General features: G+C 48.4%; 14 protein-coding genes and 5 pseudogenes. 18 read left to right on the top strand and 1 reads right to left on the bottom strand.

The annotated features are described in order from the left end of the window. Positions 1–104 precede the first annotated feature (104 nt). The 4 genes from ACZ439_RS11140 to ACZ439_RS11125 all read left to right on the top strand — a co-directional run bounded on the left by ACZ439_RS11140 (position 105) and on the right by ACZ439_RS11125 (position 3071). The gene (locus ACZ439_RS11140; RefSeq protein WP_155614976.1) at positions 105–326 is read left to right on the top strand and encodes an SHOCT domain-containing protein; all 222 of its coding nucleotides are present in this window, start codon (positions 105–107) and stop codon (positions 324–326) included. A 102-nt stretch (positions 327–428) separates the two neighbouring features. After that, entirely contained in the window at positions 429–1460 is a 1032-nt protein-coding gene (locus ACZ439_RS11135) for a DJ-1/PfpI family protein (RefSeq protein ID WP_464621016.1), read from the top strand. Positions 1461–1515: 55 nt separating this feature from the next. Then, positions 1516–2145, top strand: coding sequence for a DUF2306 domain-containing protein (locus ACZ439_RS11130; protein ID WP_464621015.1), 630 nt, complete (start codon positions 1516–1518; stop codon positions 2143–2145). A 116-nt stretch (positions 2146–2261) separates the two neighbouring features. After that, positions 2262–3071, top strand: a complete 810-nt coding sequence (locus ACZ439_RS11125; protein WP_464621014.1) for a DJ-1/PfpI family protein — start codon at positions 2262–2264, stop codon at positions 3069–3071. A 187-nt stretch (positions 3072–3258) separates the two neighbouring features. Here the strand turns inward: ACZ439_RS11125 and ACZ439_RS11120 are convergent. After that, a pseudogene (locus tag ACZ439_RS11120) lies at positions 3259–3539 on the bottom strand (IS110 family RNA-guided transposase); the annotation flags it as partial. Positions 3540–3611: 72 nt separating this feature from the next. Here ACZ439_RS11120 and ACZ439_RS11115 point away from each other — a divergent pair. The 14 genes and pseudogenes from ACZ439_RS11115 (at position 3612) to ACZ439_RS11050 (ending at position 22391) form a co-directional block, all read left to right on the top strand. Continuing rightward, entirely contained in the window at positions 3612–4172 is a 561-nt protein-coding gene (locus ACZ439_RS11115; protein WP_127606624.1) for a cupin domain-containing protein, read from the top strand. 1102 nt (positions 4173–5274) lie between these two features. After that, positions 5275–6441, top strand: coding sequence for a group II intron reverse transcriptase/maturase (gene ltrA / locus ACZ439_RS11110; protein ID WP_464620539.1), 1167 nt, complete (start codon positions 5275–5277; stop codon positions 6439–6441). 223 nt (positions 6442–6664) lie between these two features. Continuing rightward, positions 6665–6833 (top strand): annotated as a pseudogene (locus tag ACZ439_RS11105) (IS110 family transposase); the annotation flags it as partial. Between the two features lie 102 nt (positions 6834–6935). Continuing rightward, positions 6936–7073: pseudogene (locus ACZ439_RS11100) on the top strand (PAS domain-containing protein); the annotation flags it as partial. Between the two features lie 171 nt (positions 7074–7244). Beyond that, complete coding sequence (locus tag ACZ439_RS11095) at positions 7245–9407, top strand: sensor histidine kinase (protein WP_464621126.1); 2163 nt, start codon at positions 7245–7247, stop codon at positions 9405–9407. Positions 9408–9423: 16 nt separating this feature from the next. Then, on the top strand, positions 9424–10071 hold the full coding sequence (locus ACZ439_RS11090) for a response regulator transcription factor (protein ID WP_464621013.1): 648 nt from the start codon (positions 9424–9426) through the stop codon (positions 10069–10071). 202 nt (positions 10072–10273) lie between these two features. Further along, on the top strand, positions 10274–10966 hold the full coding sequence (locus ACZ439_RS11085; protein WP_054795715.1) for an ABC transporter ATP-binding protein: 693 nt from the start codon (positions 10274–10276) through the stop codon (positions 10964–10966). Beyond that, entirely contained in the window at positions 10963–13449 is a 2487-nt protein-coding gene (locus ACZ439_RS11080) for an FtsX-like permease family protein (RefSeq protein ID WP_464621012.1), read from the top strand. Before ACZ439_RS11085 ends, ACZ439_RS11080 begins: the two co-directional genes overlap by 4 nt. Further along, positions 13442–14248: a hypothetical protein gene (locus tag ACZ439_RS11075; RefSeq protein ID WP_464621011.1), complete on the top strand. Its 807-nt coding sequence runs from the start codon at positions 13442–13444 to the stop codon at positions 14246–14248. The genes ACZ439_RS11080 and ACZ439_RS11075 overlap by 8 nt, the downstream gene beginning before the upstream one ends. Positions 14249–14320: 72 nt before the next feature. Continuing rightward, positions 14321–16486, top strand: a pseudogene (locus tag ACZ439_RS11070) (heavy metal translocating P-type ATPase); the annotation flags it as partial. Positions 16487–17380: 894 nt separating this feature from the next. Beyond that, positions 17381–17443: pseudogene (locus ACZ439_RS11065) on the top strand (metal-sensing transcriptional repressor); the annotation flags it as partial. 75 nt (positions 17444–17518) lie between these two features. After that, positions 17519–18904 carry a DJ-1/PfpI family protein gene (locus tag ACZ439_RS11060; RefSeq protein WP_054799135.1) on the top strand — a complete coding sequence of 462 codons (1386 nt, stop codon included), beginning with the start codon at positions 17519–17521 and terminating at the stop codon, positions 18902–18904. A gap of 526 nt (positions 18905–19430) precedes the next feature. After that, positions 19431–21245 (top strand): ABC transporter ATP-binding protein, encoded by a 1815-nt coding sequence (locus ACZ439_RS11055; protein WP_464621010.1) that lies wholly within the window; start codon positions 19431–19433, stop codon positions 21243–21245. 195 nt (positions 21246–21440) lie between these two features. Continuing rightward, on the top strand, positions 21441–22391 hold the full coding sequence (locus ACZ439_RS11050) for an aldo/keto reductase (RefSeq protein WP_164751772.1): 951 nt from the start codon (positions 21441–21443) through the stop codon (positions 22389–22391). The last annotated feature ends 27 nt before the right edge of the window (positions 22392–22418 follow it).

Here is a 22418-nt window from a genome sequence, read left to right as displayed (position 1 = left end):
AAACCATATGTTTTGTGATGAATTGTTTATTGTTTTGTGACCTTTTTACAACTTGGTTTGAGATATTCATTTGTTATGCTTCTATATGTGAAGGAGGTTTTCAAATGGGCTTGGAAAACGACAGCTTCTCTTTTTTTCCATTCGGGGCTATATTTTGTCTCACACTTTTTTGTTTTGTGGCGGTGCGAATATATGCCATTCGTAATCGTTACAGAGATTTTAATCAAAAGGACTGTGATATCGCTTTGATTCTAAAAAGCCGGATGGCTAAGGGTGAACTTAACGAGAAGGAATATCACAGGCTGAAAGATCTTCTGACAAAATAAAGCTCCCTTAACGACTCGTAGGTTCAAGGATCATTTCATGGACATCATGATACGACCGACACAAGTTAAACTGACGTAATGACTTTGGAGGGGGATTTATTTATGTTGACGGTTCAAATCGTGCTTTTTGATGGCTTCGACCTTTTGGATGCCATTGCACCCTACGAGGTTTTTTGCGCCGCTGCAATGAATGCAGAAAACGCATTAAGCGTAGAATTCGTCACCGCGGAAGGGCAAAGATCCGTGACTAGCGGCATCAACGGATTAAAAATTGAAGCGAGCGGCAGACTGAACCCGGAACGTGCGGACATCATTCTCGTGCCTGGCGCATCGGGTGACGTCGAAGGAGATGGCCCGGATTCGATCCCGGCTATTCTAGCTCGGGCAATGAATACAGAATTGACCGGTATGATTGGGCAGGCACTTGGGCAAAAAGACAACGTAGTCGCCACGGTATGCGGCGGCTCACTGTTGCTGGCCATGGGAGGGTTGCTAGAAGGCAGACCGGCGGTAACGAATCATCTAGGCATGGATTTACTTGGAGCAACCGGGGCCATTCCCGTCTCAGCACGCGTAGTGGACGACGGCAACTTGGTTACCGGCGGCGGCGTAACTTCGGGACTCGATGTAGCTCTGTATCTGCTGGAACGTGAACTTGGACCACGTGTCGCACACGTGGTAGAACGGTTGTTCGAATTTGAACGGAGGGGAACGGTTTGGCGAGAAACAGGAATTGCGCCTAGCACTTATAAGTCCTTGACGGGTGCCGAACTGAACATCGCGGCGAACAAAGCGGCGATGACTTACGGCACCCTGCATGAAATCACACAGGCATCTGTCTTCGACGGGGATTGGGATACGACAATCGCTACGCCGGTTGGGAAATTGCAAGTCAAGCTCTCAATATCAACAAGTAATGGGACGATCCAAGGCAAGGCGACACAAGGGGATGAGACGGTCGAGTTTTTGAACTCCGTACTTCAGGACAACAAGCTTACCTGGTCGCTGCGAATTACGAAACCAATGCGCTTAAATCTGAAATTCGAAGTTGCCGCCGACGGGGATCACATGACTGGAATCGCCAAGGCCGGCGTGCTGCCGGCATCCAAATTAACTGGCAAACGGGCTTCCTAACCAAGAATTGTCTATTGTTAATAAATAAGGCGCCGCGGGGGGGGGGTTGGATCTCATGAAGAAAGGGAAAACATTATACGGACTTTTGGCCTGTGTCACTATTCTATTTATCCTTTCTGCCTTGGTGGACAATTATATTATCGACCCCGGGGCCGAGGGATTTTTGAGCGAGAAAACCGGACTTAAGCGTGAGCTTAATCTCCCGGTCTGGTTAAACGTTATGTACGTTCATGTTGCATTTGCCTGCATCGCCATGGCGTCCGGGCTACTCAACTTTTATAATCGTATCTTTGAAAAAAGCCGCAAGTTCCATCGCATTAACGGCTATGTTTATTTAGTGTCCGTACTTCTTGTCGTGCTGACTTCCGGATACATGGCTCCTTACGCAACCGGAGGAAAAATAAGCAGTATGGGGTTCAATGCGCTAAATATTATATGGCCGGTTATAACCATTGTGGCGTTCGTTCAAATCAAAAAGAAACGGATCATCCGGCACCGGAACTGGATGATCCGAAGTTACGCCTTTTGTTTTACGAACATGTTGATTCATCTCATCACCTCCCTTTTTCATCAGGGATTCGGTCTGGTTTACGCTACCAGCTATACAATTGGCGTTTACGGCTCCATTGTGCTGCTGCTCGTTATTCCTGAGGTGATCATCAGAACTACCGGTCAATCCAGATAGGTTGTTGTTCCCCATAAGTGAGGCGGCTCACTAACCTCCGCGCTATTTGTAGTGTACTGGTATCCCTGCATATTAAGAATAAAAAATATCGCTTATGCGAAAGGAATGGTATAAGGATGAAAAAAATTTTCGGATTACTCATGTCGTTTGTTCTAGTTCTAAGTCTAGTTTCCTCTGCCGTAAGTGCGAAACCAAAAGAGAAAAATGATATATTCGAGGACAAAAGTATGCATGTTCAAATCGTATTATTCGATGGTTTCGATCTACTGGACGCATTAGCGCCATATGAAGTATTCGCTGCCGCGGGAATGTACTCAGGAGGAGCAGTTACTGTGGAATTGGTATCCGCAGAGGGTAAGCGTTCAGTTCCGAGCGGTATGAATGGGCCCGCCCTCGAAGCGCAAGCCGCATTAGACCCAAATCGTTCGGGAATTATTTTGGTGCCTGGAGCTTCGGGTAAACCGGCGGGAAATTCGGAAGATGCCATTGCGAATATATTAAGGCAGGCCAACGAGACAGGCTTGCCGGATATGATGAAACGAGCTTTCGAAAATAAGAATATCACTGTGGCTACAGTATGTGGAGGTTCATTGCTGCTTGCTATGGATGGTTTGTTGAAAGATAGACATGCAGTTACCAATCAAATAGGCATGGCTGCGTTAGGAGCTCTCGGTGCAATTCCGGTGAATGCAAGAGTCGTTGAAGATGGTCCTCGCTTCGTGAGCGGGGGAGGCGTGACTTCGGGACTTGACGTGGCCTTGTACTTGGTTGAGCGTGAGTTAGGGCCCCAAATTGCTAATGCCGTAGAAAGATTATTCGAGTACGAGCGAAGAGGCACGGTGTGGCACGCGGAAGGCATTGCGCCGATCGACTTTAAGACGAGTCAAAAAGCGTCTAAAGAAGAACAACCGGCTGTAGTTCCCTGAGTTATGCCGAAAAGTGAGGAATCGAAAAGTACTAAGTTCTATATTTTAAACGGACGGGATATTTTTCACGTATAACAAATATTAGGACACTCAGCGCTTGATATGGTTCGTCACTGTGTAGAATTATTTGGGACAGACCTCATGGAGCATCATCAAAAGTATAGTCCCGTTGAAAATATGAAGAAAGTTGATGCGAGCTCATGTTACCCCGGAGCGCAAGCTCGAGTTCTTCTTTCTTTTTCTTCATTGTTCGGCGTGCGAAGCCGGCAAGTTTCTCCGGATCAGTCTCGCCGTCGACCATGGCCTCAAGCATGTCCCTACTGGAGAGCCCATAATGTCCGAGACGACGGAAGCCAGCTTGATGTTGGCGCCTTCGAGAACTTTTTGAACGCGGTTATGTTCGCGAGATCGTTCTTGAATCAGACTTCGACGGTAACGGACCAGTTCTCTCAATTCGCGTTGATTGCGAAATAAAAGCACATTCCCAAGCCATAGTGAATAGCATATTTTATATTTCTGTGAAGGGAATGAGCAAACAAAATGTACTACGCTGGGTATATGTATCCATATCCATACTACGTTAACGTACCAATGTATAGCTATGTAAGACAGCCTGTGTACTGGGCGATTCCACAAGAAATAGAGCATACAAACCTATTTGGTCATCGGCAGTCATCAGATATGGAAAGTAGAATTGAGTTAAAAGATTTTGGAAGAGCACCATTTGTTGTGAATATTAACGAGGCTACAAAGCAAAACAGTACATTTCGCACTGCCATATGGACAGGAAATAACTTACAAGTTACTGTGATGAGTATCCAAGTTGGAGAAGACATCGGTTTAGAAGTTCACCCCACAGTTGACCAATTCTTGCGTATTGAAGAGGGGCAAGGTATAGTTCGCATGGGTGATACTAAAGATAATTTAAATTTTGAAAAAAGAGTTTATGATGATTTTGCAATCATGGTACCTGCTGGTAAATGGCACAATTTAATAAATACGGGCAATAAACCACTTAAACTTTATTCTATTTATGCCCCGCCTCAGCATCCATTTGGTACGGTTCATAAAACGAAAGCAGACGCAATGGCTGCTGAGTAAAACCATATACTTGCAGGCATTCTCCGTAAAGATAATAAGGTACTGTTAGTAATTGAACTCACATAGTCGTATATATATTTTGTGCAGTGACCTCTCAGGGAACAACCGCCCGGAATAAGTTTAGAGCCAGCAGGTATTCCCTCCTGGACTCTTTAACAGAAATGAGGCGCTCCATGTTCTTGGCACTGCACGCTTGATGATTATTTAACCTGTCGAAAAGACAGGTTTTTTTTGGTGCGCCTCACAGTCGCACAATCTAGGTGGTTCAAATCCACTCGGTAACTTTACCCTTTAAAGTGCCGTAGCCGAAGCAGAGGTCCTACCTCCGGAAGGAGAAGGACTGGCAGGGTGTCTCTCGCGAGGGAGAATCTGAAGGGCCTACAGGCAAAGTCCAGCCCGGAATGCGGTGAACCAGAGGTGGCGGCGATGTTGGGTGACCCGCCCAGAAAACGGGGAAACCTGTGCGAATGCGCATATCTTGCAGGAAAGCACGAAAGGGATATGACCTGCAAGGCTCATCGACGTGATTAGGGTCAGGATGGATGGAACAGAATGTGCAGATGACCGAGGGAAGTCTCGTAGTCTCCTTGACGCAAACGCGGGCAAGGTAGGGGAGGTATAACCCAAAGGGGAAAGCCAAGCCGACGGGCTGCGAGATGGCGGATCGTTCCATAGTAGCGAGTAAGTCCGAGCCGATGAAAGCTGGTAACAGACTGGAGGGGAAAACTCGGATGAGTATGCGCGGATTTTTTTTTGAAGCGGTTGTAAGCTTTGAAAACTGCGAGTCGCATAACCTGCTTCCACTTCAAAAGAGGGAAGACAGAGGCAAAGGGAACGTGCTTCGTCAAAGTCTGTGAGTTCGAGTGAATGGAGATCGTAAGCGCCTTAAACAGAAGGGCAGTGCCAAGAGGGTGCGTCCCGCCGATGGCGAAAGAACGTCAAAGGACATAGGACTGCTGGCGACCTGAGTACGCACTGCGAGGTTGAAGCGATTGGCGAAAGCCTAATACGCAGCCGCGAAGGGCTGAACAAGCAAGGAATCGATCTTTGTAGCAAGGACAAGATCAGCTTGGTGAGTAGCGGTAAAGGTGGTGAAACACCAATGAAACCGAAACGAAGATACTACTCCTTGATCGACAAAGTATACCAAATGGACAATCTGTACGAAGCGTGGCTATCGGTCAAGAAGAACCAAGGAAGCGGCGGAATCGATGGAGTAAGCATCGAAATGTTCGAGAAGAATGTGGGTATGAACCTACGGGAGCTCCAAAGGTTGCTACAACAAGGGCGTTATGAGCCCGACCCTGTTCTGCGACATTACATTGAGAAGGACAACGGGAAGCAAAGACCGCTCGGTATTCCCACCATTCGAGATCGCGTATGCCAACAGGCGGTACGCCAAATCATAGAGCCGATCTTCGAGCAGGACTTCTACTACTACAGCTTTGGCTTTAGACCTGGATATTCCGCGCACCAAGCGATTCATACGATTCGGCGAGCAAAACGCGGCGGATACGACTATGTGGTAGACCTCGACATCATGTCCTTTTTCGATGAAATACCGCATGACATGCTGGTGGAAAAGGTACGTGAACGAATAACTGACGGGAAAGTGCTGACGCTCATTCGCGGATGGCTTACCGCGGGAGTCATGGAAGATGGCCAGTTCCATGAAACGGAAGTCGGGTCCCCGCAAGGTGGTGTCATCAGTCCGCTGCTTGCGAATTTGTACTTGAATCATTTCGACTGGGGAATGAAGGAGAGAGGCTTTGCCGTGGTCAGATATGCGGATGATGCCGTCATTCTTTGCAAGACAATGGAACAGGCAGAAGAAGCCTATAGAGCGGCGAGGACGATACTGGAAGAAGAACTGCGGCTGCGGATGCATCCGGAGAAAACGAAAGTGGTGCATTTCGACGAAGGGTTCCGCTTCTTGGGGTTCGACTTCTGGAAGAATTATCTCATCTTGCCGGACGCCAAAGTAAAGAAGTACAAAGATAAAGTCCGCAAGATCACCCGTAGGCAGCAAGGGAACAACCTTGAGGAAATGATCAAGAAGCTGAATGAAGTGTCGCGAGGATTTGGAAATTACTTTGGGATTGGGAACGTAAAGAGCAAGTTTCAGCGGCTAGACGAATGGTCACGCATGAGAGTACGAGCTTTCATGCGGAAAAAGAAGTCTACGGTTTCAAACAGGCTTATCCCGAACAAAGCGTTGGAAGAAGCTGGCATGGTATTTCTAACAAACCTACTCACCACACGTTTCTAATTCAGGTGTGAAATATGCAGCCCGGTGACGGGTGAAGACGACTCGCTCCTGAAGATGGGGAACTGACGAAGGAAAGCCGTGTGCGGGAAATCCGCATGCACGGTTTGACGGGGAGTCCGGGGAAGTAATTCCCCGTCTTACCCTACCGTAGAAACAAAGAACTTAACAGAAGAACGGGGGATTTTTCTCCATCCGTCTAAAGAACTTAACAGAGGCCCTTGTCTTTTACCCCTTCTATGTTGGAATAGATATTGGTTCTTGATTTTCATGTCGCTGCTTGCATTCCATTTGAAAAGTTCCGCAGTGATAAGGAATGGAAGCGCAGCAAGACAATGAAGTTTAACTCGGATAGCCAAGGAATTAAAAAGTTTATCCACGCTTTAGAAGATATTCTTTATCTAGCCGCATAATTTGCGGGCATTCCCTATTTTTTTGCGCGGTAAACGGTGGAGAAATCATTTATAATGAGCTTAGGTGAAATGTGAAGGATACTTATGACAGCGGTTAATAAGGAGAAAGTAACCATGGGAAAATATCAGGACGTAATCAGGGGGGCTCAGCAATTGTTGCTGAACTTGCCGGATCCCATCTATATTATTGATCTTGAAGATCGTGTCCTTTGGGTCAATCAGGTTTTTGAGAACAGGTTTGGCTTTTCCGATGCGCCAATGTACCATAACAACACCATCCACCCTGATGGGACTGGAATAAACCCGAATGTCATTGTGACACCTATTTTGAATGATGACAATCTCCCGATTGCCTACACGGTCTTATTAAAAGAGGCAAGGAGAGGAGAGTGGGTGGAGTTCGAGGCGGAGGAACGGGAAGAAAGATACCGGATTATTGCGGAGAATACATCGGATACGATTGTTCTGGTTGACAATCAAGCCATTGTTCGTTACGTGTCCCCATCCATGACCTCGTTATCCGGTTACAACAATGATGAATATGAAGGGATGGATGCGTTCGATATTATTCATCCGGAAGACCGCGACCGTGTGCGATTCAACTATTGGAATGTTCTACAATCGAAGCAGCCGGTGAATTTGGAGTACCGGGTCATACATGCGGAGGGCCATACGATACACATAGAAGCCCGGGTAAAGCCCGTGTTGGACGGCAAAGGTGATGTCAAGTATGTTGTCGCTGTTGCAAGGGATGTCTCGGAGCGTAAAAAGACGGAGCAGCTGCTGGAGAACATACTGGATAATGTAAACGCTGCGGTTTGGTCAACCGATAAAGATTTTACCCGCTATACGTTCTGTTCCGAAAGTATGGAGAAGATTTCCGGAATACCGAGGAGTGAATTCATCGATAATCCGATTCGTTTACATGATCATATTCACCCCGCGGATAATGCTGTTCTAATGGGAGAAGTGAAAAGGAAGCTGGATATGGGGTTGCCGGTTCGCCAAGCGTTTCGATTCATCCATGTGGAGGGAGAAACGAGGTGGGGAAGACTGATCATCCATCCTTGGCTGGACCATACGGGAGCAGTAGAACGGTTGGACGGTATCATTCTGGATATTACTGAAAAAATGCGTTCGGAGCTGGCATTGGAAGAGAGCGAACAAAGGTATAAGTCTTTATTCGAAAACAATTTGGACGGGGTCTTTTCTATTGAGCTGAACCGATTTTATTTTGTCAATGCCAACCGTGCTTTCGAACTGATTACCGGCATGGAGTTATCCCAGCTGACAGATCGTTGCTTTATGGGAATGATTTTTGATGAAGACCATCCGCTGGTATACGAAACGCTTCTCGAGGTGATGCAGCAGGGGATGCCAAGGGATATTGAATGCCGCCTCCATAACGCGAAGCAAGGTGAGAAAATTGTAAGTATCACGTTCGTGCCTATCTTCCTTTCGGGGAACTTAAATGGTATTCATGGTATTGTAAAGGATATTACGAAGCGAAAAACAGAGGAGAGGGAGTTAATCAAAAGGGAGGAAAGATATAAATTCCTCCAGCAAAGCTTAAATGGGCTCTCGAATGATCTGGCCAACGTCATGAAAGTATCCGAGCTAGAGAATCGGCTCATCGATGAGGTAAGGACAGTGCTGCAAGTCACTGCTGTTTCCATCGAGGAAGTGCCGAGGGGGCAGGAAGCTGCTATCATGAGTCCGCATGATACCTGGATTAAAATCGGCGAGAAGCAACAGCCGGTCTATTTACGAATCGCAATGGAGCATCCCTTGCTTAGGATTGAGGAAGAATGGCTTGAGACGGCTGTTCACTATGTCACCATCCTTTACGATAACCTTCACTTGATTGAAGACCTCATGAAGCGGCTTGAGGACTTGGTAACGACCAACGAAACGCCTAAATGGATGCTTAGACTGTTATTTAAACTATCGGAAAAAGAACGATCCTCGCTATCCAGCGACTTGCACGATTCGGTGCTTCAGGATTTAATTATTTGGTATCGCAGGCTGGAATCGTTACGTTCTACCGGAGCCTTCGAGAAGGAAGCACATCGTGAGTTGATGCAGATTGAAGAGGGTCTATTAGATGCCATTCATCAGATCCGAATTACTTGCAACGAGCTGCGGCCGCCGTTCCTGCTAAAGATGGGACTGGTCGAATCGTTAAAAAGTCTCTTTGAGTATACGAGGATGTTCTCCAATTATGAGATTGAATTCACGGCTGATCCGTTGAATGTTTCACTGAACGAGGAGCAAATTCTCGGAATGTACCGAATCGTTCAGGAATTACTGAACAATGCTTCCAAACACTCTAAGGCCAATAAGATAACGATGTCGCTGATCAGCCGTGCAGATCATGTTCATTTTTCTTATTCCGATGATGGGGTCGGGATGGATTTATCCGCTTTCGAGGGCTCATTTCAGCATATGGGGATTGCCGGGATAGAAAAAAGGGTGCTTAGCTTGGAAGGGAAAGTGGAATTTCAGTCAGCCCCACAGCAAGGTTTTCACGTAACGATTCATTTTCCAAAAATTTAGCTTAAAGGTGAACGATATGGAGATCTTATTGGTTGACGATCATCGTTCGGTTGTTGAGGGAACGAAAATGCTGATCGAGTCCGAGCCGAACATGAATGTCACGATTGAAACCGATGTGTATGGCGTGCCTGACTTGGTTCGTCTCAAAAAATTTGATGTGATGCTGTTCGATTTATACATGCCGAATATGAACGGCGCCGATTTGACGCGTAAAGTTCTGGAGTATGTACCTGATGCCGTCATCCTCATTTATTCAGGCTTTGAAATCGCGCCGCACTTCAATTTGCTCATGGAATCAGGCGTTTCCGGTTTCATTGCCAAAACATCCACCCGGGAACAGCTCATCCAAGCCATTCGCTGCGCGGCAAGGAAAGAGGCCATTGTCCCTATGCAGCTGCTTAAGCAGCTGAGGCGTCAGGAGATTATTGTGCAAGGGGAGATGGGTCATGATGAAACCACGATCACCCAAGAAGAAGATAAGCTGCTTCGGGAATTGGCTAAAGGCAAGAGCAACAAAGAGATATCCAAAACGTTGATGATCAGCCAGCGCTCATTGGAATATAGTTTGACGGAGCTTTTCCAAAAGCTGCATGCCAGCTCGCGCGTGGAGGTCATTAAGAAGGCAAAAAGTTTGGGGATTCTTCCAACAGAAGATTTATACTAATTTTATACGAACGATGATTGAAGGCCGGTCAAAGACCGGTCTTTTGTTTTGTGGAAAAGAGGGCTCATGTTTTGCGCGGAATCCGCAAAATTTTGCGGGGATGCTTGCATCGTTTGCGCGTTGGCCATTCATTACCTGTATTATGATGGTCTCATACCAAGCAAGGGTACTCATTCTCAGACCATTAGGAGGACGACAAACGATGATCAAACTAGAGAAAGTGTCCAAAGTGTTTACTTTGGAATCGGGCAGCTTCACAGCTTTAAAGCAGAATGATATTCACATTAAGAAAGGGGAATTCATTGCCATCATGGGTCCCAGCGGCTCGGGTAAGAGTACACTGCTGCAATTGATCGGAGGCCTGGACCTTCCGACCTCCGGCACCATCACTGTCGATGGGGTCAGGCTGGATCAGTTGAACGAGAAAGATAGAACCTTGTTTCGCCGGACGAAAGTGGGCTTCGTATTTCAAAACTACCAGCTGCTTCCCATGATGACTGTCGCGGAGAATATCGCGCTCTCTCTAGCGGCGAATAAAACGCCGAAAGCGGAAATCGATTCGATCGTCAACCGATTGATCCGCGAGGTCAATTTAGAAGGGAAAGCATCGAACTTTCCATCACAGCTGAGCGGCGGACAGCAGCAGCGCGTGGCGATCGCAAGAGCGCTTGCGATGAAGCCGGGCCTGATCCTGGCGGACGAACCTACGGGGAATTTAGATCGGAAAAACGGTCAGGATGTGCTGCAGCTGCTGTCCCGATTGAGTAAAGAAGAGCGGATTACCGTTGTCATGGTCACACACGACCGGCATGCAGCGAAAACGGCGGACCGGGTCATCATGCTCCGGGACGGAGAAGTGGTCCAAGGCGAATGGGAAGGGGCGGAATTTCATTGAATCTCTGGCAAATTGCATGGCGTAATTTAATGCGCCGAAAGCTTCGAACGCTGTTGACGGTCATGTCGATTGTCATCGGGGTCGCTTCTACGTTCGGGGTCATCGCCTCCGTCGATTCCGCGAAGCAGGCGTTTCCCCTCTACCTGAAAGCGGCCTTCGGCAAAGCGGACTATTCGATTTTCGGGACCGAAGCTTATTTCTCGGAAGAAGTGTTTAGAGAAGTTCAGAAACTTGGGGACACGGCTTCGGTCGCCGTACTCAAACAAAATACAAAGCTGTATTTAGAAGAAGAGGGAATAACCGCTATTCAAAAAAGAGTCGATCTGAGCGGATACAGCCATTTGGACACACCGCTTACGAATTTTAAAACGATCAAGGGAAGCTTGGTTACAGGCGGCGCCATCATCACGGATCGAACGGCGAAGGTGTGGAAAGCCGATGTGGGCGATACGATTTCTCTGGAAACAGACAAGGGAATCAGGAAGATTCAAATATCCGCCATCGTCAAGTATACGGCTGAATTGATGGGACCATCCAGTTGGACGATGGCCAAGTATCATCCATGGTCGGTAGCCGTCCCGCTCCCCGTCCTGCAGGATTGGTTCGGATTGTCCGGAAAGATCGAGAGCGTACAAATTAAGTCCCTTCCCGGACCCGATGTTATAGCTGTGCAGCAGAAGATCGATGAACTGGCAAAGCGTTACGAGAATATCTATATGCAGCCTGTCGTCATCGATTTCAATTCCCAATTCAAAGATGCGGATACGTTCTTTCTCGCGTTATATATCGCCGGATGCCTTGGAATTGCATTAAGCGCCTTTGTCATATTCAATTCCCTGTACGTGAGCATTAATGAGCGAAAGAAAGAGTTTGCCGCGCTGAAGACGATTGGATATACGCCCGAGCAGCTGCGAGCTTTTGTTCTGTTCGAGGTGCTCCTGCTTTCCTTGATTGGAACAGCGGCAGGTTTGTTCATCGGGTATGGACTCGCATATCTTTTAAAGACCATCATCTTTATGTTGTTCAATGTCCATGACGAAGGAAGCATGGAGCTCTCAAAGGGGGTTGTTATATCCATCATTGCGGGCGTGTTGGTGCCAATTGCCGCCTCCCTGTACCCGGTCCGCCAAGCCGGTCGAGTGAGCGTCATCGCGGTGTTAAAGGAAAATCGGTCGGAGAAGGCTTCCCTCAATAAATGGCAAGGCATCATCGGCGTGCTTCTGATTCTGTCGAGCTTTTTTATCAAGCATTTGCTTCTGATCCTGCCATTGTTGATCGGTGTTGCGCTAGTCTTCCCCTACCTGTTCCGAATGTTCGTTGTCTTGTTAAGGCCGGTCTATCGTCTCCTGTTCGGGTTTAGCGGTGAAGTGGCGACGCGCAATCTTACCCGGAATCCGGGTCGTACGTCGATGACCTCGGTGATCCTTTGTTTGGGGATCGCGATGATTCTCTTGATGAGCTCATTGAACTCCGCCCTCATCCAGACTTACGAAAGAGTCATTTATTCTTCCTACGGCGGAAATCTGGATATTATGTTTCATCACATCGAACAGACGGATTTGGAGTCGTTAAAGAAGACCGAAGGCGTGGCTGATGCGGTAACCTACCCTTTGCAATCCGTTATCTGGAATCTGCAGGGCCAAAAACGCAAACTCCCTGTTTACGGCGTCGGGGCGGAGTGGATCGATCGTTTCCCGCTGTTCGCGGTTTCGGGGACATCGCACAGCGGGCTCATCAACGATCTGGATAAAGATGAGATCATTATGGATAAGATTTCTTACGGGATATGGGGCGGCCAAATCGGAGAGAGCATCTCGCTGGAGACGCTTCAAGGCCCGGTATCCTTCAAAGTGGTTGCGGTTGTCGAGACGATGAAGAATAGCGGTTATGGAGCGTTTGTGAGCGAAGACCGCTTCCGGGACCGCTTCGGGCTCAAATATGAAAGAAATGCCCTTGTTCTTAAGGACGAGAACATCACGCCGCTGCAATTAAGGGAAAATATTTTCAACCAATTCGGGGTAAGGATCGAGGAAATGTTCGGACCGGAAGACTGGGTGTCGGTAATTGGCGCAACCTATACCGGTTCATTCAGCGTCATCAACTTCCTTGTGATTCTGTCGATCTTGATCTCGGGAATCGGCATCACGAATACGCTGATGATGAACATTATGGAGCGTGTTCGGGAACTGGCCATGATGCGCGCGGTTGGGGTAATGCGCGGCCAATTGATCCGCATGGTTTTATTGGAGGGTTTCGGCATCGGGCTGGCCGCTACGGTGATCGGCTGCGCATTTGGAATTCTGCTGATATTCATCACTTCAACGTTCCTGGAAATCCATTCATTAACCTATCAATTCGGAGTTTCCGGGACCATCCTGCTCATCATCGGCTTGTTCGGGATCTTCATTAGTTTGGTATCCAGTTTCACACCGGCATCCAGAGCCGCAAAAACCAGCTTAAGCGAGGCGCTACGATATGAGTAAACGCATCCTGCTCCTATTATTAATGTCTGTACTGCTTACGGCTTGCGGGCCGGAACCGTCATGGGAGAACGAGAACGTGTCCGTTGCAAGCAATCGAATAATGGCAGACAACGTCAAAGCGGTATGGACCCTTGACGACGGGAAAGCTTCCGAGGCCGGGAAAGGGACGCTGATTCGGATCGAAATCAAGAAGGACGACGGCGAGCGGATCGACAAATTCGAGCTCAATCACGAGAAGCTGCTGCATCTGATCGTGATCGGCAAAGATTTAGCTTATTTCAATCACATTCATCCCGAGTACAAAGGCGACGGGGTATTCGAGATCGAGAATGGCTTCCCCGCGGGCGGGGAATATCGTCTGATTGCCGATTTCAAGCCTGCCGGCGGCGATTCGATGACGAAAATGGAATGGGTTCGGATCGAAGGGAAGCGTGCCGAACCGGTACCGGTCGTGCCGGATGCGAGTTTGGAGAAAATCGTCGACGGGAAACGGGTAACCTTATCCATTGACCAACTGGAACCTAAAAAAGAGTCGAAGCTTACCTTTACTCTCGCGGATGAACAAACGAATCAGCCGATTACCGACCTTGAGCCCTATTTAGGGGCGATCGGGCATGTCGTGATCTTGTCGGAGGACGGCGAGCGGTATGTACATGTCCATGCCGATGAAGGGCAGGCAACGGGACCGGATGCTTACTTCGAGACGACGTTTCCGCGGAGCGGGGTCTATAAGGTATGGGGGCAATTTCAAAGGGACAATCAAGTGTTTACGGTATCCTTTGTCGTGAAAGTGCCGTAAGAGGCCGCTGTCCGGCAGCCGCGAGAGCATCGTTCGGACTGCCGTTACATCGTAAAGAGCGGAGGATGAAATATGAGTGAGAGCCGAACGCTTGCGATATCAGGAATGACATGCGCCGCGTGTGCTGCCCGCATAGAGAAAGGGCTTAATAAAATGCAAGGCGTCAAAGCGACAGTCAATCTTGCCATGGAAACGGCGCATGTAGAATACGCTCCGTCGACGGTTACTGCCGCCGAGATCATCAAGAAAATTGAACAATTGGGGTACCGGGCGGAGCTCCGATCCGAATTGAAGAGCGACAAGGATCGCCGGCGGCAAGAAATTCGACGTCAACAATGGATACTCCTTTTTTCTGTACTGTTGACTCTTCCCTTATTGTGGGCGATGGTGGGGCATTTCTCTTTCACGTCCTGGATTTGGGTTCCGGATCGTTTCATGGATCCATGGTTTCAATTCGCTCTGGCTACCCCGATTCAGTTCTTAATTGGAGGAAGGTTCTATATCGGGGCATTCAAGGCGCTGCGTAACGGCGGCGCTAACATGGATGTGCTCGTGGCGTTAGGAACATCGACGGCGTATTTTTACAGCTTGTACGTCACAATCGGCGACAAACCGTCAGAGCTATACTACGAAACGAGCGCCGTACTGATTACGTTGATCCTGCTCGGCAAGCTGTTTGAGCATCTGGCCAAAGGCCGTTCATCGGAAGCCATACAATCATTGATGGGGCTGCAAGCGAAGACGGCCCTCGTCATTCGCGGCGGCGAAGAAATTCGCATGCCGGTAGAGAACGTAGTCGTAGGGGATATGTTCCTCGTAAAACCCGGCGAGAAAGTGCCGGTGGACGGCATCGTCGTAGAAGGGGAAGCCGCCGTCGACGAATCCATGCTGACCGGTGAAAGTTTGCCGGTCGGCAAGCGAACCGGCGACCCTGTGTTCGGGGCGACACTGAACAAGGACGGCGTACTAAGGGTGCGGGCCACCAAAGTCGGGAAAGAGACGGCGCTTGCCCAAATCATTAAAGTCGTGGAAGAAGCGCAAGGCTCCAAGGCGCCGATTCAGCGAGTTGCGGATGTGATTTCAGGGATCTTTGTACCGATCGTCGTTTGTATCGCCGCGGTAACCTTCCTCGCATGGTATTTCCTGGAGCCTGGGGATATCGCCGGAGCGCTGGAGAATGCGATCGCCGTTCTCGTCATTGCATGCCCTTGCGCATTAGGGCTTGCGACACCGACATCGATTATGGCAGGCTCCGGGCGTGCAGCCGAGCTCGGCATATTGTTTAAAGGCGGGGAGCACCTGGAGAATACCTACTCGGTCTCGACTATTGTATTAGACAAAACCGGGACGGTAACCAAAGGAAAACCGGAACTGACGGATATTCGGGTGGAGGGGGCCTTCCATGAAACGCAGCTGCTCTCTTGGGTTGGCGCAGCCGAAAAAAATTCTGAACACCCTCTTGCGGAGGCCATCGTAGCAGGCATTCGTAAGAAAGGCATTTCCATCCCGCGGGCCGAATCGTTCCAGGCGATCCCGGGCTACGGGATCAAGGCGATCGTCGAGGGTAAGGGAATGCTGATCGGGACCCGGAAGTTGATGGAGCAGCACGGCGTGAATGTAGAGCATGCCTATGAGGAAATGAACGGATTGGAATCCGAAGGAAAAACCGCCATGCTTATTGCCGTTGACGGAAAATATGCCGGACTCGTGGCCGTAGCGGATACGGTCAAGGAAACCTCCAGATCAGCAGTGGCTCGCATGAAGCAGCTTGGCCTCGAAGTCGTGATGATCACCGGTGATAATGAACGTACGGCCAAGGCGATTGCAAGCCAGGTCGGAATCGATCAAGTTCTGGCTGGAGTGCTTCCGGAAGGCAAAGCCAGCGAAGTGAAGAAGCTGCAAGCGGCCGGCAAGAAAGTAGCCATGGTCGGAGACGGGATCAACGATGCTCCCGCGCTGGCGACGGCGGATATCGGTATGGCCATCGGAACGGGAACGGACGTAGCGATGGAGTCGGCAGACGTGACGTTGATGCGCGGAGATCTGAACAGCATTCCGGACGCGATCTCCATGAGCAGGAACACGATGGTCAATATTAGGCAAAATTTATTCTGGGCGCTTGCGTACAATGTGATCGGCATACCGATTGCGGCATTTGGTTATCTCGAACCATGGCTGGCCGGAACGGCTATGGCGCTGAGTTCGGTGTCCGTCGTACTGAATGCCCTTCGATTGCAGGATGCGGAAAAAACGGTGAAGGACGGAGACAGAGGTATGAACGGTAGGATGCAATTCGTATTGGTTATCTTGCTTGTCGGCATGTCGTTCTTTGCAGGTTATGGATTCGGGAAGCAAGAGAACGCTCCGAAGGCCGATCAAGCGGCAACGGAGGAAAAGAAGCAGGATTCGCATGGCCATGGTAACGATAAGGACGGTAAGGCTTCAATGGCAACAGATGCGGTGTGGTCTACTGAGAATGCCCGGGCCGGGGAAAGAACAACGGTGCGGATTCACATACAGGACGAAAAGAAGGAACCGGTTCAAAATTTTGAGATCAACCATGAGAAGCTGCTGCATTTGATCGTCGTCAGCAAAGATTTGTCATACTTCGATCATATTCATCCCGAGTATAAGGGCAGCGGCGAGTTCGAGATCGCGACCACTTTCCCTGCCGGCGGCGATTACAAGCTTATAGCCGACTATGTTCCCGCCGGCGGGGGGAAGACGACCCGAACGGAATGGATCAAGGTAGAGGGGGCTTCCGCCAATAACGTACCGCTTAAGCCCGATCGCGAGCATTCGAAGGTTGAGGATGGTGTGCAGGTAACGCTTGAGAACGATCACCCGCAAACCGGCGGGGAGGTTGAATTGGCTTTCAAGCTTGCCGATGCGAATACACAGGAGCCTATAACTGATTTGGAACCCTATTTGGGCGCTGTCGGCCATGTGGTCATACTGAGCGAGGACACGGAGCAATACCTGCACGTTCACCCGGTCGATGAGAAAGCGAAGGGTCCGGAGGCGCGGTTTGTCACCAGCTTCCCAGGTGCCGGGATTTATAAAATATGGGCCCAATTCCAGCGGAACGGCCAATTGATTACAGTACCTTTTGTCGTCAGGGTGGAATGAATGGACGAAACGTCAAAGACGCTCGTCTCCCGATTGAACCGGATCGAGGGGCAGGTCCGCGGCATTTAGGGAATGATTGAAAGGGATATCATTTGCGATGAAATCTTGAATTTTAAAAGGAACATGAAGGAGATGGTCCGGATGTTGAAGTTTTTATTACGAGTCGGAGTTTATCTAAGTATGATCGCTGTGTTTGTGGGCGGGGTCGCCGCGTTCGGATATTTGGGTTCTCAGAAAGCGTTCTGGGGCTCGGTTCGCAAGGAACCCGTTCCTTCTCTGCAAGGAATGCAGAAACCCGAACATGATCCCAATAAACCTACGGTTGCCGTTTTGCTGGGGAATGAAAATACGGAGGGCTTGGATTTCACGATTCCGTACCAAATGTTCTCGATGACCGGCGCATACAATGTGTATGCCGTTGCTGCGGACAATCAGGTGAAGACACTGACAGGCGGATTGGATGTGGTGCCGCACTACTCTTTTCAAGAGCTGGATGAACTGCTGGGAAGAAGCGCCGACATTATCGCGATCCCTTTCATGACGATGGGGGACCCGAAGAAATATGAACCTGTCCGTGAATGGATACTAAAGCACAAGGAAACTACGCTGTTAAGCATATGCGCCGGATCGGACAATCTGGCCGCTACCGGATTATTGAATGGGAAGATTGCAGCATCGCATTGGCAAACGAAGTGGATCCTTACCAAGAAATATCCTGAAGTAAACTGGCAATGGGATCAGCGTTATGTGACGAATGGCGATAAGATGATATCCTCGGCAGGCATATCGTCAGGGATCGATGCCGTTCTCTATGTCATTTCACAAAAGCTGGGCGAACCGATGGCGGCAAAAGTAGCGAAGGAAATGAATTATCCTTCTTACCACTTCCTTCAAAACCCGAAAATAGAGCCATTTTATCTCGATTACCGCTATGCAACCTATGTATTGAATAATGCTTTCCAGTGGAACAAGACAAAGGCAGGCGTGCTGCTGTATGACGGTGTGGGGGAAATGGCGGTGGCTTCCGTATTTGATATTTATTCCGACTCCGGAACGACTAGAGTTCTGTCCGTGTCAAGAACGGATCAGCCGCTTGTGACGAAACACGGTTTGAACGTGATCGCCAGACATACGATGTCCAATCTCCCGAAATTGGATAAAATGATCGTTCCGGGCACCGAGGCAAAATTACGGGCAACGGAGGAAATCAAAAGCTGGAACGAGAGGGGCAATGCCATGGAACTCCGGTTCGTTCATGCCGATTCCCCGAATCGATTTTTGTTCGAGGTTCAGCTTGAAGATTTAGCGAAGCAAGAGGACCTTCTAACCGCTAAACATGCGGTGAAACGACTTGAGTTTCGGGCTGACGATTTCCGTCTTGAAGGCAACCCGTTCCCTATTGAAACTTATGGAGCGCTGCTTCTAACCTTAGCCGTAGCTGTTCTGGCCGCGGTTTATATGGACAGACGATTCATTCTGAAGCGAAAGCTACCGTGCTGTGCTCATCGCAGCAAGACGCTAAGTTAAAAAGTCTCCATGCCGCATGGCTGAATCGCTGCAAGCGAGCCTTAGGCGACGGACTTGATAGGTATCTGTTTTCCCCTCCGGGCACACGGCTTTCCAAAGCTGCTGCCGGAGGGGATTTTTTTGCAGAGCCGGTTCCTCAACATTTGCGTGCAGACCGCAATCTTTTGCGCTGCCTTGGTCATTGTTTGCGCGTTGCACGGTCTCCTTTCACGATAAGATGTTTATAGGAACAGCATCGTGTTAACGAAAAAATACGCAACAGAACTACTTGAATAAGGAGCGGGACCATGAAGCGAGATCAAATATTGGATTGGATGGGGATTGTCAGCCAGATCGGGTTACTCTTATGTTTTTGTGCGGCCGTTTGCCTGGAGCTTACAGGAAACGAAGAACTTAAGCGCATAGTGGGTATATCCACAGCCGTTTTCCTGACGATGCTGGTATTCACCTTCGCTGTTTACCTGTTGGAGATTTATAGGAACCGAAGAGTCGGGAATAAATTTATTCCGTAGAGGGGGTTATTCATTTGAGCAGCTTCAACCACTTTTTACCCTATGTCAGCAAACAAAAGAAGCTTTATATATTAGGATTTGTCGGCAGTTTATTCCGGTTTCTGATCCCGCTCTGCGTACCTTTGGTTATTAAATATTTATTTGATGAATTACTTCAGAACGAAGCGTTGTCCTATGCAGCAAAGATACAACAATTACTTCTCATTGCCGCTATTATGCTTGTTGTATTCTTCCTAATTCGCGGGCCGATGGAATACGTCAGGCAGTTTTTCATGCATAAAGCCAATAACAATATCATCAAGGCGCTGCGTACCGATGCTTTTCATAAAATTCATTCCCTGGATACGAAGTATTTTACTGAGAATAAAAGCGGGGAAGTCGGGTCGCGTCTCTTCGACGATATCGAAAAAATAAGAGGGTTCATGACCGCTGTCTTCTCCAACATCTGGATCGAAACGGTTGTGCTGGGTTTCGTCGTCAGCGTGATGCTTACCTTGAACATGAAGTTAACCTTGCTTGCCGTTCTGCTGGTCGGGATTCAATTTGCGCTCGCTCACCTCCTTTCCAGGCGGTTAAAAACCACTACGCGCCAGATGATGAGCTATCGCTCAATTCTCAGTGGATTTATATTTGAAAAAATCCAGGGAGCCTTTTGGTCCAAACTGTTCTCAGCCGAAAGAAAGGATAAAGAAGAACTCGATCAACACTTGATTCATTATGAACGTCTTACGGATCATCAAGCCAGAATGAATGCGATATCCTTAGCTTCGGTTAACGTTCTAAGCGATGTGACGCCGTTTATTGTTGTGCTGGTCGGCAGCTTATACGTCATAGACGGCGGTTTGACCCTTGGAACTTTAATTGCCTTCTTTGCCTATGTAGATCGAATGAGAAGCCCCGTCACGGCCTTGGTTCAAGCTTTTCCTGCGATCACGGAAGGAAGCGTTGCTCTGCAAAGGATGTTCGAATTTTTACACACTCCCGTCACCATCAAAGAAAAAGATCGTCCTTATGAATTAAAAGAGTTTACGGACTCCATTACATTCCATCAGGTTTCTTTCTCCTACAATAATGAGGATAAGGTGATCAAGGACTTGTCTTTCACGCTTCAAAAAGGGAAGACCTACGCATTTGTCGGCGAGAGCGGAGGCGGCAAAAGTACGATTTTACAGCTTTTGACCCGGATGTATGATGCAGACGGCGGAGAAATTCTTATCGACGGCGTTAACATCAAGGACTATTCGATTTCCAGTCTAAGGAATCAGATGGGGATCGTTACACAGGATAACTTTTTATACAGCTCTTCGGTGAAAGACAATATTCGAATGGCGAGGCTCGACGCTGCGGATGAAGAGGTGATTGCCGCAGCGAAGAAAGCCTTCGCTCACGATTTTATTTGTGCCTTACCCAACGGGTATGATACCGAAATCGGCGAAAGAGGCATTAAGCTTTCCGGTGGTCAGAAGCAGCGGCTTGCACTCGCTCGCGTCTTTTTAAAGGATCCGGCCCTGATTCTATTAGACGAAGCAACCAGCGCACTCGATAATGAAAGTGAAAAGCTCGTCCAGAAATCGATTTATCAAATAGGTCGTGAAAAAACGATCATTATGATCGCACACAGGCTCTCAACGGTGCTTGAAGCCGATACGATTTTTGTTGTTAAAAACGGGAGCATTGTCGAAAGCGGCAATCACAAGCATTTGATGGAGCTGAACGGTTATTACAAAGAATTGTATAACGGGCAAAACGCTGTTGGAGTTTTGTCTTCCCCATCGATGTCCGGCTTTAGGCGAACAGAAGTACGAAGCGGAGCTGTAAGGCATGCCTAGCGCATAGGAAAAAGGCTGTAACGATTATGTGCTGTACGGTAATCGTTCAATAAAATAAAGCAAGCGGCAGTCTGGAACTGATTTTTATTGTTCTGGACTGCTGTTCTTTGTTTTAAAAGAAACTTGACCTGAAAAGCATTTCATACCTTACGTTATTTTATGGAAAAAAACGATATTGAAAGGGGTCTAGGGGAAATGAACTACAATTATATCAACAAAACCGAACTAAAGGTTTCTGAAATAGGCTTTGGAACGTGGCCGATCTCCGGGCATGGTATGGGTTCGGCAGATGAACAACAATCTCTGCATACCCTCTTTCATGCTCGGGATAGGGGCGTTAATTTTTTTGACACCGCTGATATGTATGGGTTCGGGTATGCAGAAACCTTATTGGGGAAAGTTTTTAAACACCATAAAGACGATGTGATTATAGCCACCAAAGTAGGCATGCAGTGGGACAATCAGGGGAATCTTCGAAAAAACCTGCGAGCGGATTATATTAGGCAAGCTTGTGAGGACAGTTTAAAAAGGCTGCAAACAGATAGAATTGACCTGTACCAGCTTCACTGGCCGGATCCTGAGACGCCGCTTGAAGAAACGATGGAAGCATTAAGCAGATTAGTAGATCAAGGTAAAGTTCGCTACGTGGGTGTATCCAATTTTTCTGTGGAAGAGATGAAAGAAGCGGGCAAGTATTTGCCCCTTGTTTCGAATCAAATTGAATACAGTCTGTTGGAGAGGTCGCCCGAGAATGAAGTGATTCCATACGCTTCTAAGGGTCAGATCTCGATTCTGCCCTATAAAATACTAGGCAGAGGAATCCTGACAGGGAAATTTAAAGGGGTAGCGCATTTTGAGAAGGGAGACTGGAGAAGCGAAGAAGAGATTTTTAAGCAGGAACAATTAGCTAAAAGTCTCGCAGCCGTTGAACAGCTCCGTCCCATCGCCGAAAGCTATGGCTGTTCCATAAGCCAGCTTGTCATTGCCTGGGCTTTGCGTTGGGATATGGTTCCGTCCGTCATCATCGGCGCGAGGAGACCGGAGCAAATTTCTGAAAGCTGCGCTGACTTGAATTTCTCGCTGCATACGGAACACATTTCACAAATAAATGCTCTATTTGAACAACCTGACAAACAAAACAATTAAGCCTGCTTGACTGTTAATGCGATTAAA

This window comes from Paenibacillus sp. JCM 9796 (assembly GCF_055379675.1).
The sequence above is the reverse complement of the archived record's forward strand: the minus strand, read 5'-3'. Positions and strand labels throughout refer to the sequence as shown.

Coding starts and splice junctions, on each gene's coding strand:
- ACZ439_RS11130 (WP_464621015.1), top strand. CDS start 1,516: ATGAAGAAAGGGAAAACATTATACGGACTTTTGGCCTGTGTCACTATT.
- ACZ439_RS11085 (WP_054795715.1), top strand. CDS start 10,274: ATGATCAAACTAGAGAAAGTGTCCAAAGTGTTTACTTTGGAATCGGGC.
- ACZ439_RS11115 (WP_127606624.1), top strand. CDS start 3,612: ATGTACTACGCTGGGTATATGTATCCATATCCATACTACGTTAACGTA.
- ACZ439_RS11075 (WP_464621011.1), top strand. CDS start 13,442: ATGAGTAAACGCATCCTGCTCCTATTATTAATGTCTGTACTGCTTACG.
- ACZ439_RS11140 (WP_155614976.1), top strand. CDS start 105: ATGGGCTTGGAAAACGACAGCTTCTCTTTTTTTCCATTCGGGGCTATA.
- ACZ439_RS11060 (WP_054799135.1), top strand. CDS start 17,519: ATGTTGAAGTTTTTATTACGAGTCGGAGTTTATCTAAGTATGATCGCT.
- ACZ439_RS11135 (WP_464621016.1), top strand. CDS start 429: ATGTTGACGGTTCAAATCGTGCTTTTTGATGGCTTCGACCTTTTGGAT.
- ACZ439_RS11050 (WP_164751772.1), top strand. CDS start 21,441: ATGAACTACAATTATATCAACAAAACCGAACTAAAGGTTTCTGAAATA.
- ltrA (WP_464620539.1), top strand. CDS start 5,275: ATGAAACCGAAACGAAGATACTACTCCTTGATCGACAAAGTATACCAA.
- ACZ439_RS11125 (WP_464621014.1), top strand. CDS start 2,262: ATGAAAAAAATTTTCGGATTACTCATGTCGTTTGTTCTAGTTCTAAGT.
- ACZ439_RS11090 (WP_464621013.1), top strand. CDS start 9,424: ATGGAGATCTTATTGGTTGACGATCATCGTTCGGTTGTTGAGGGAACG.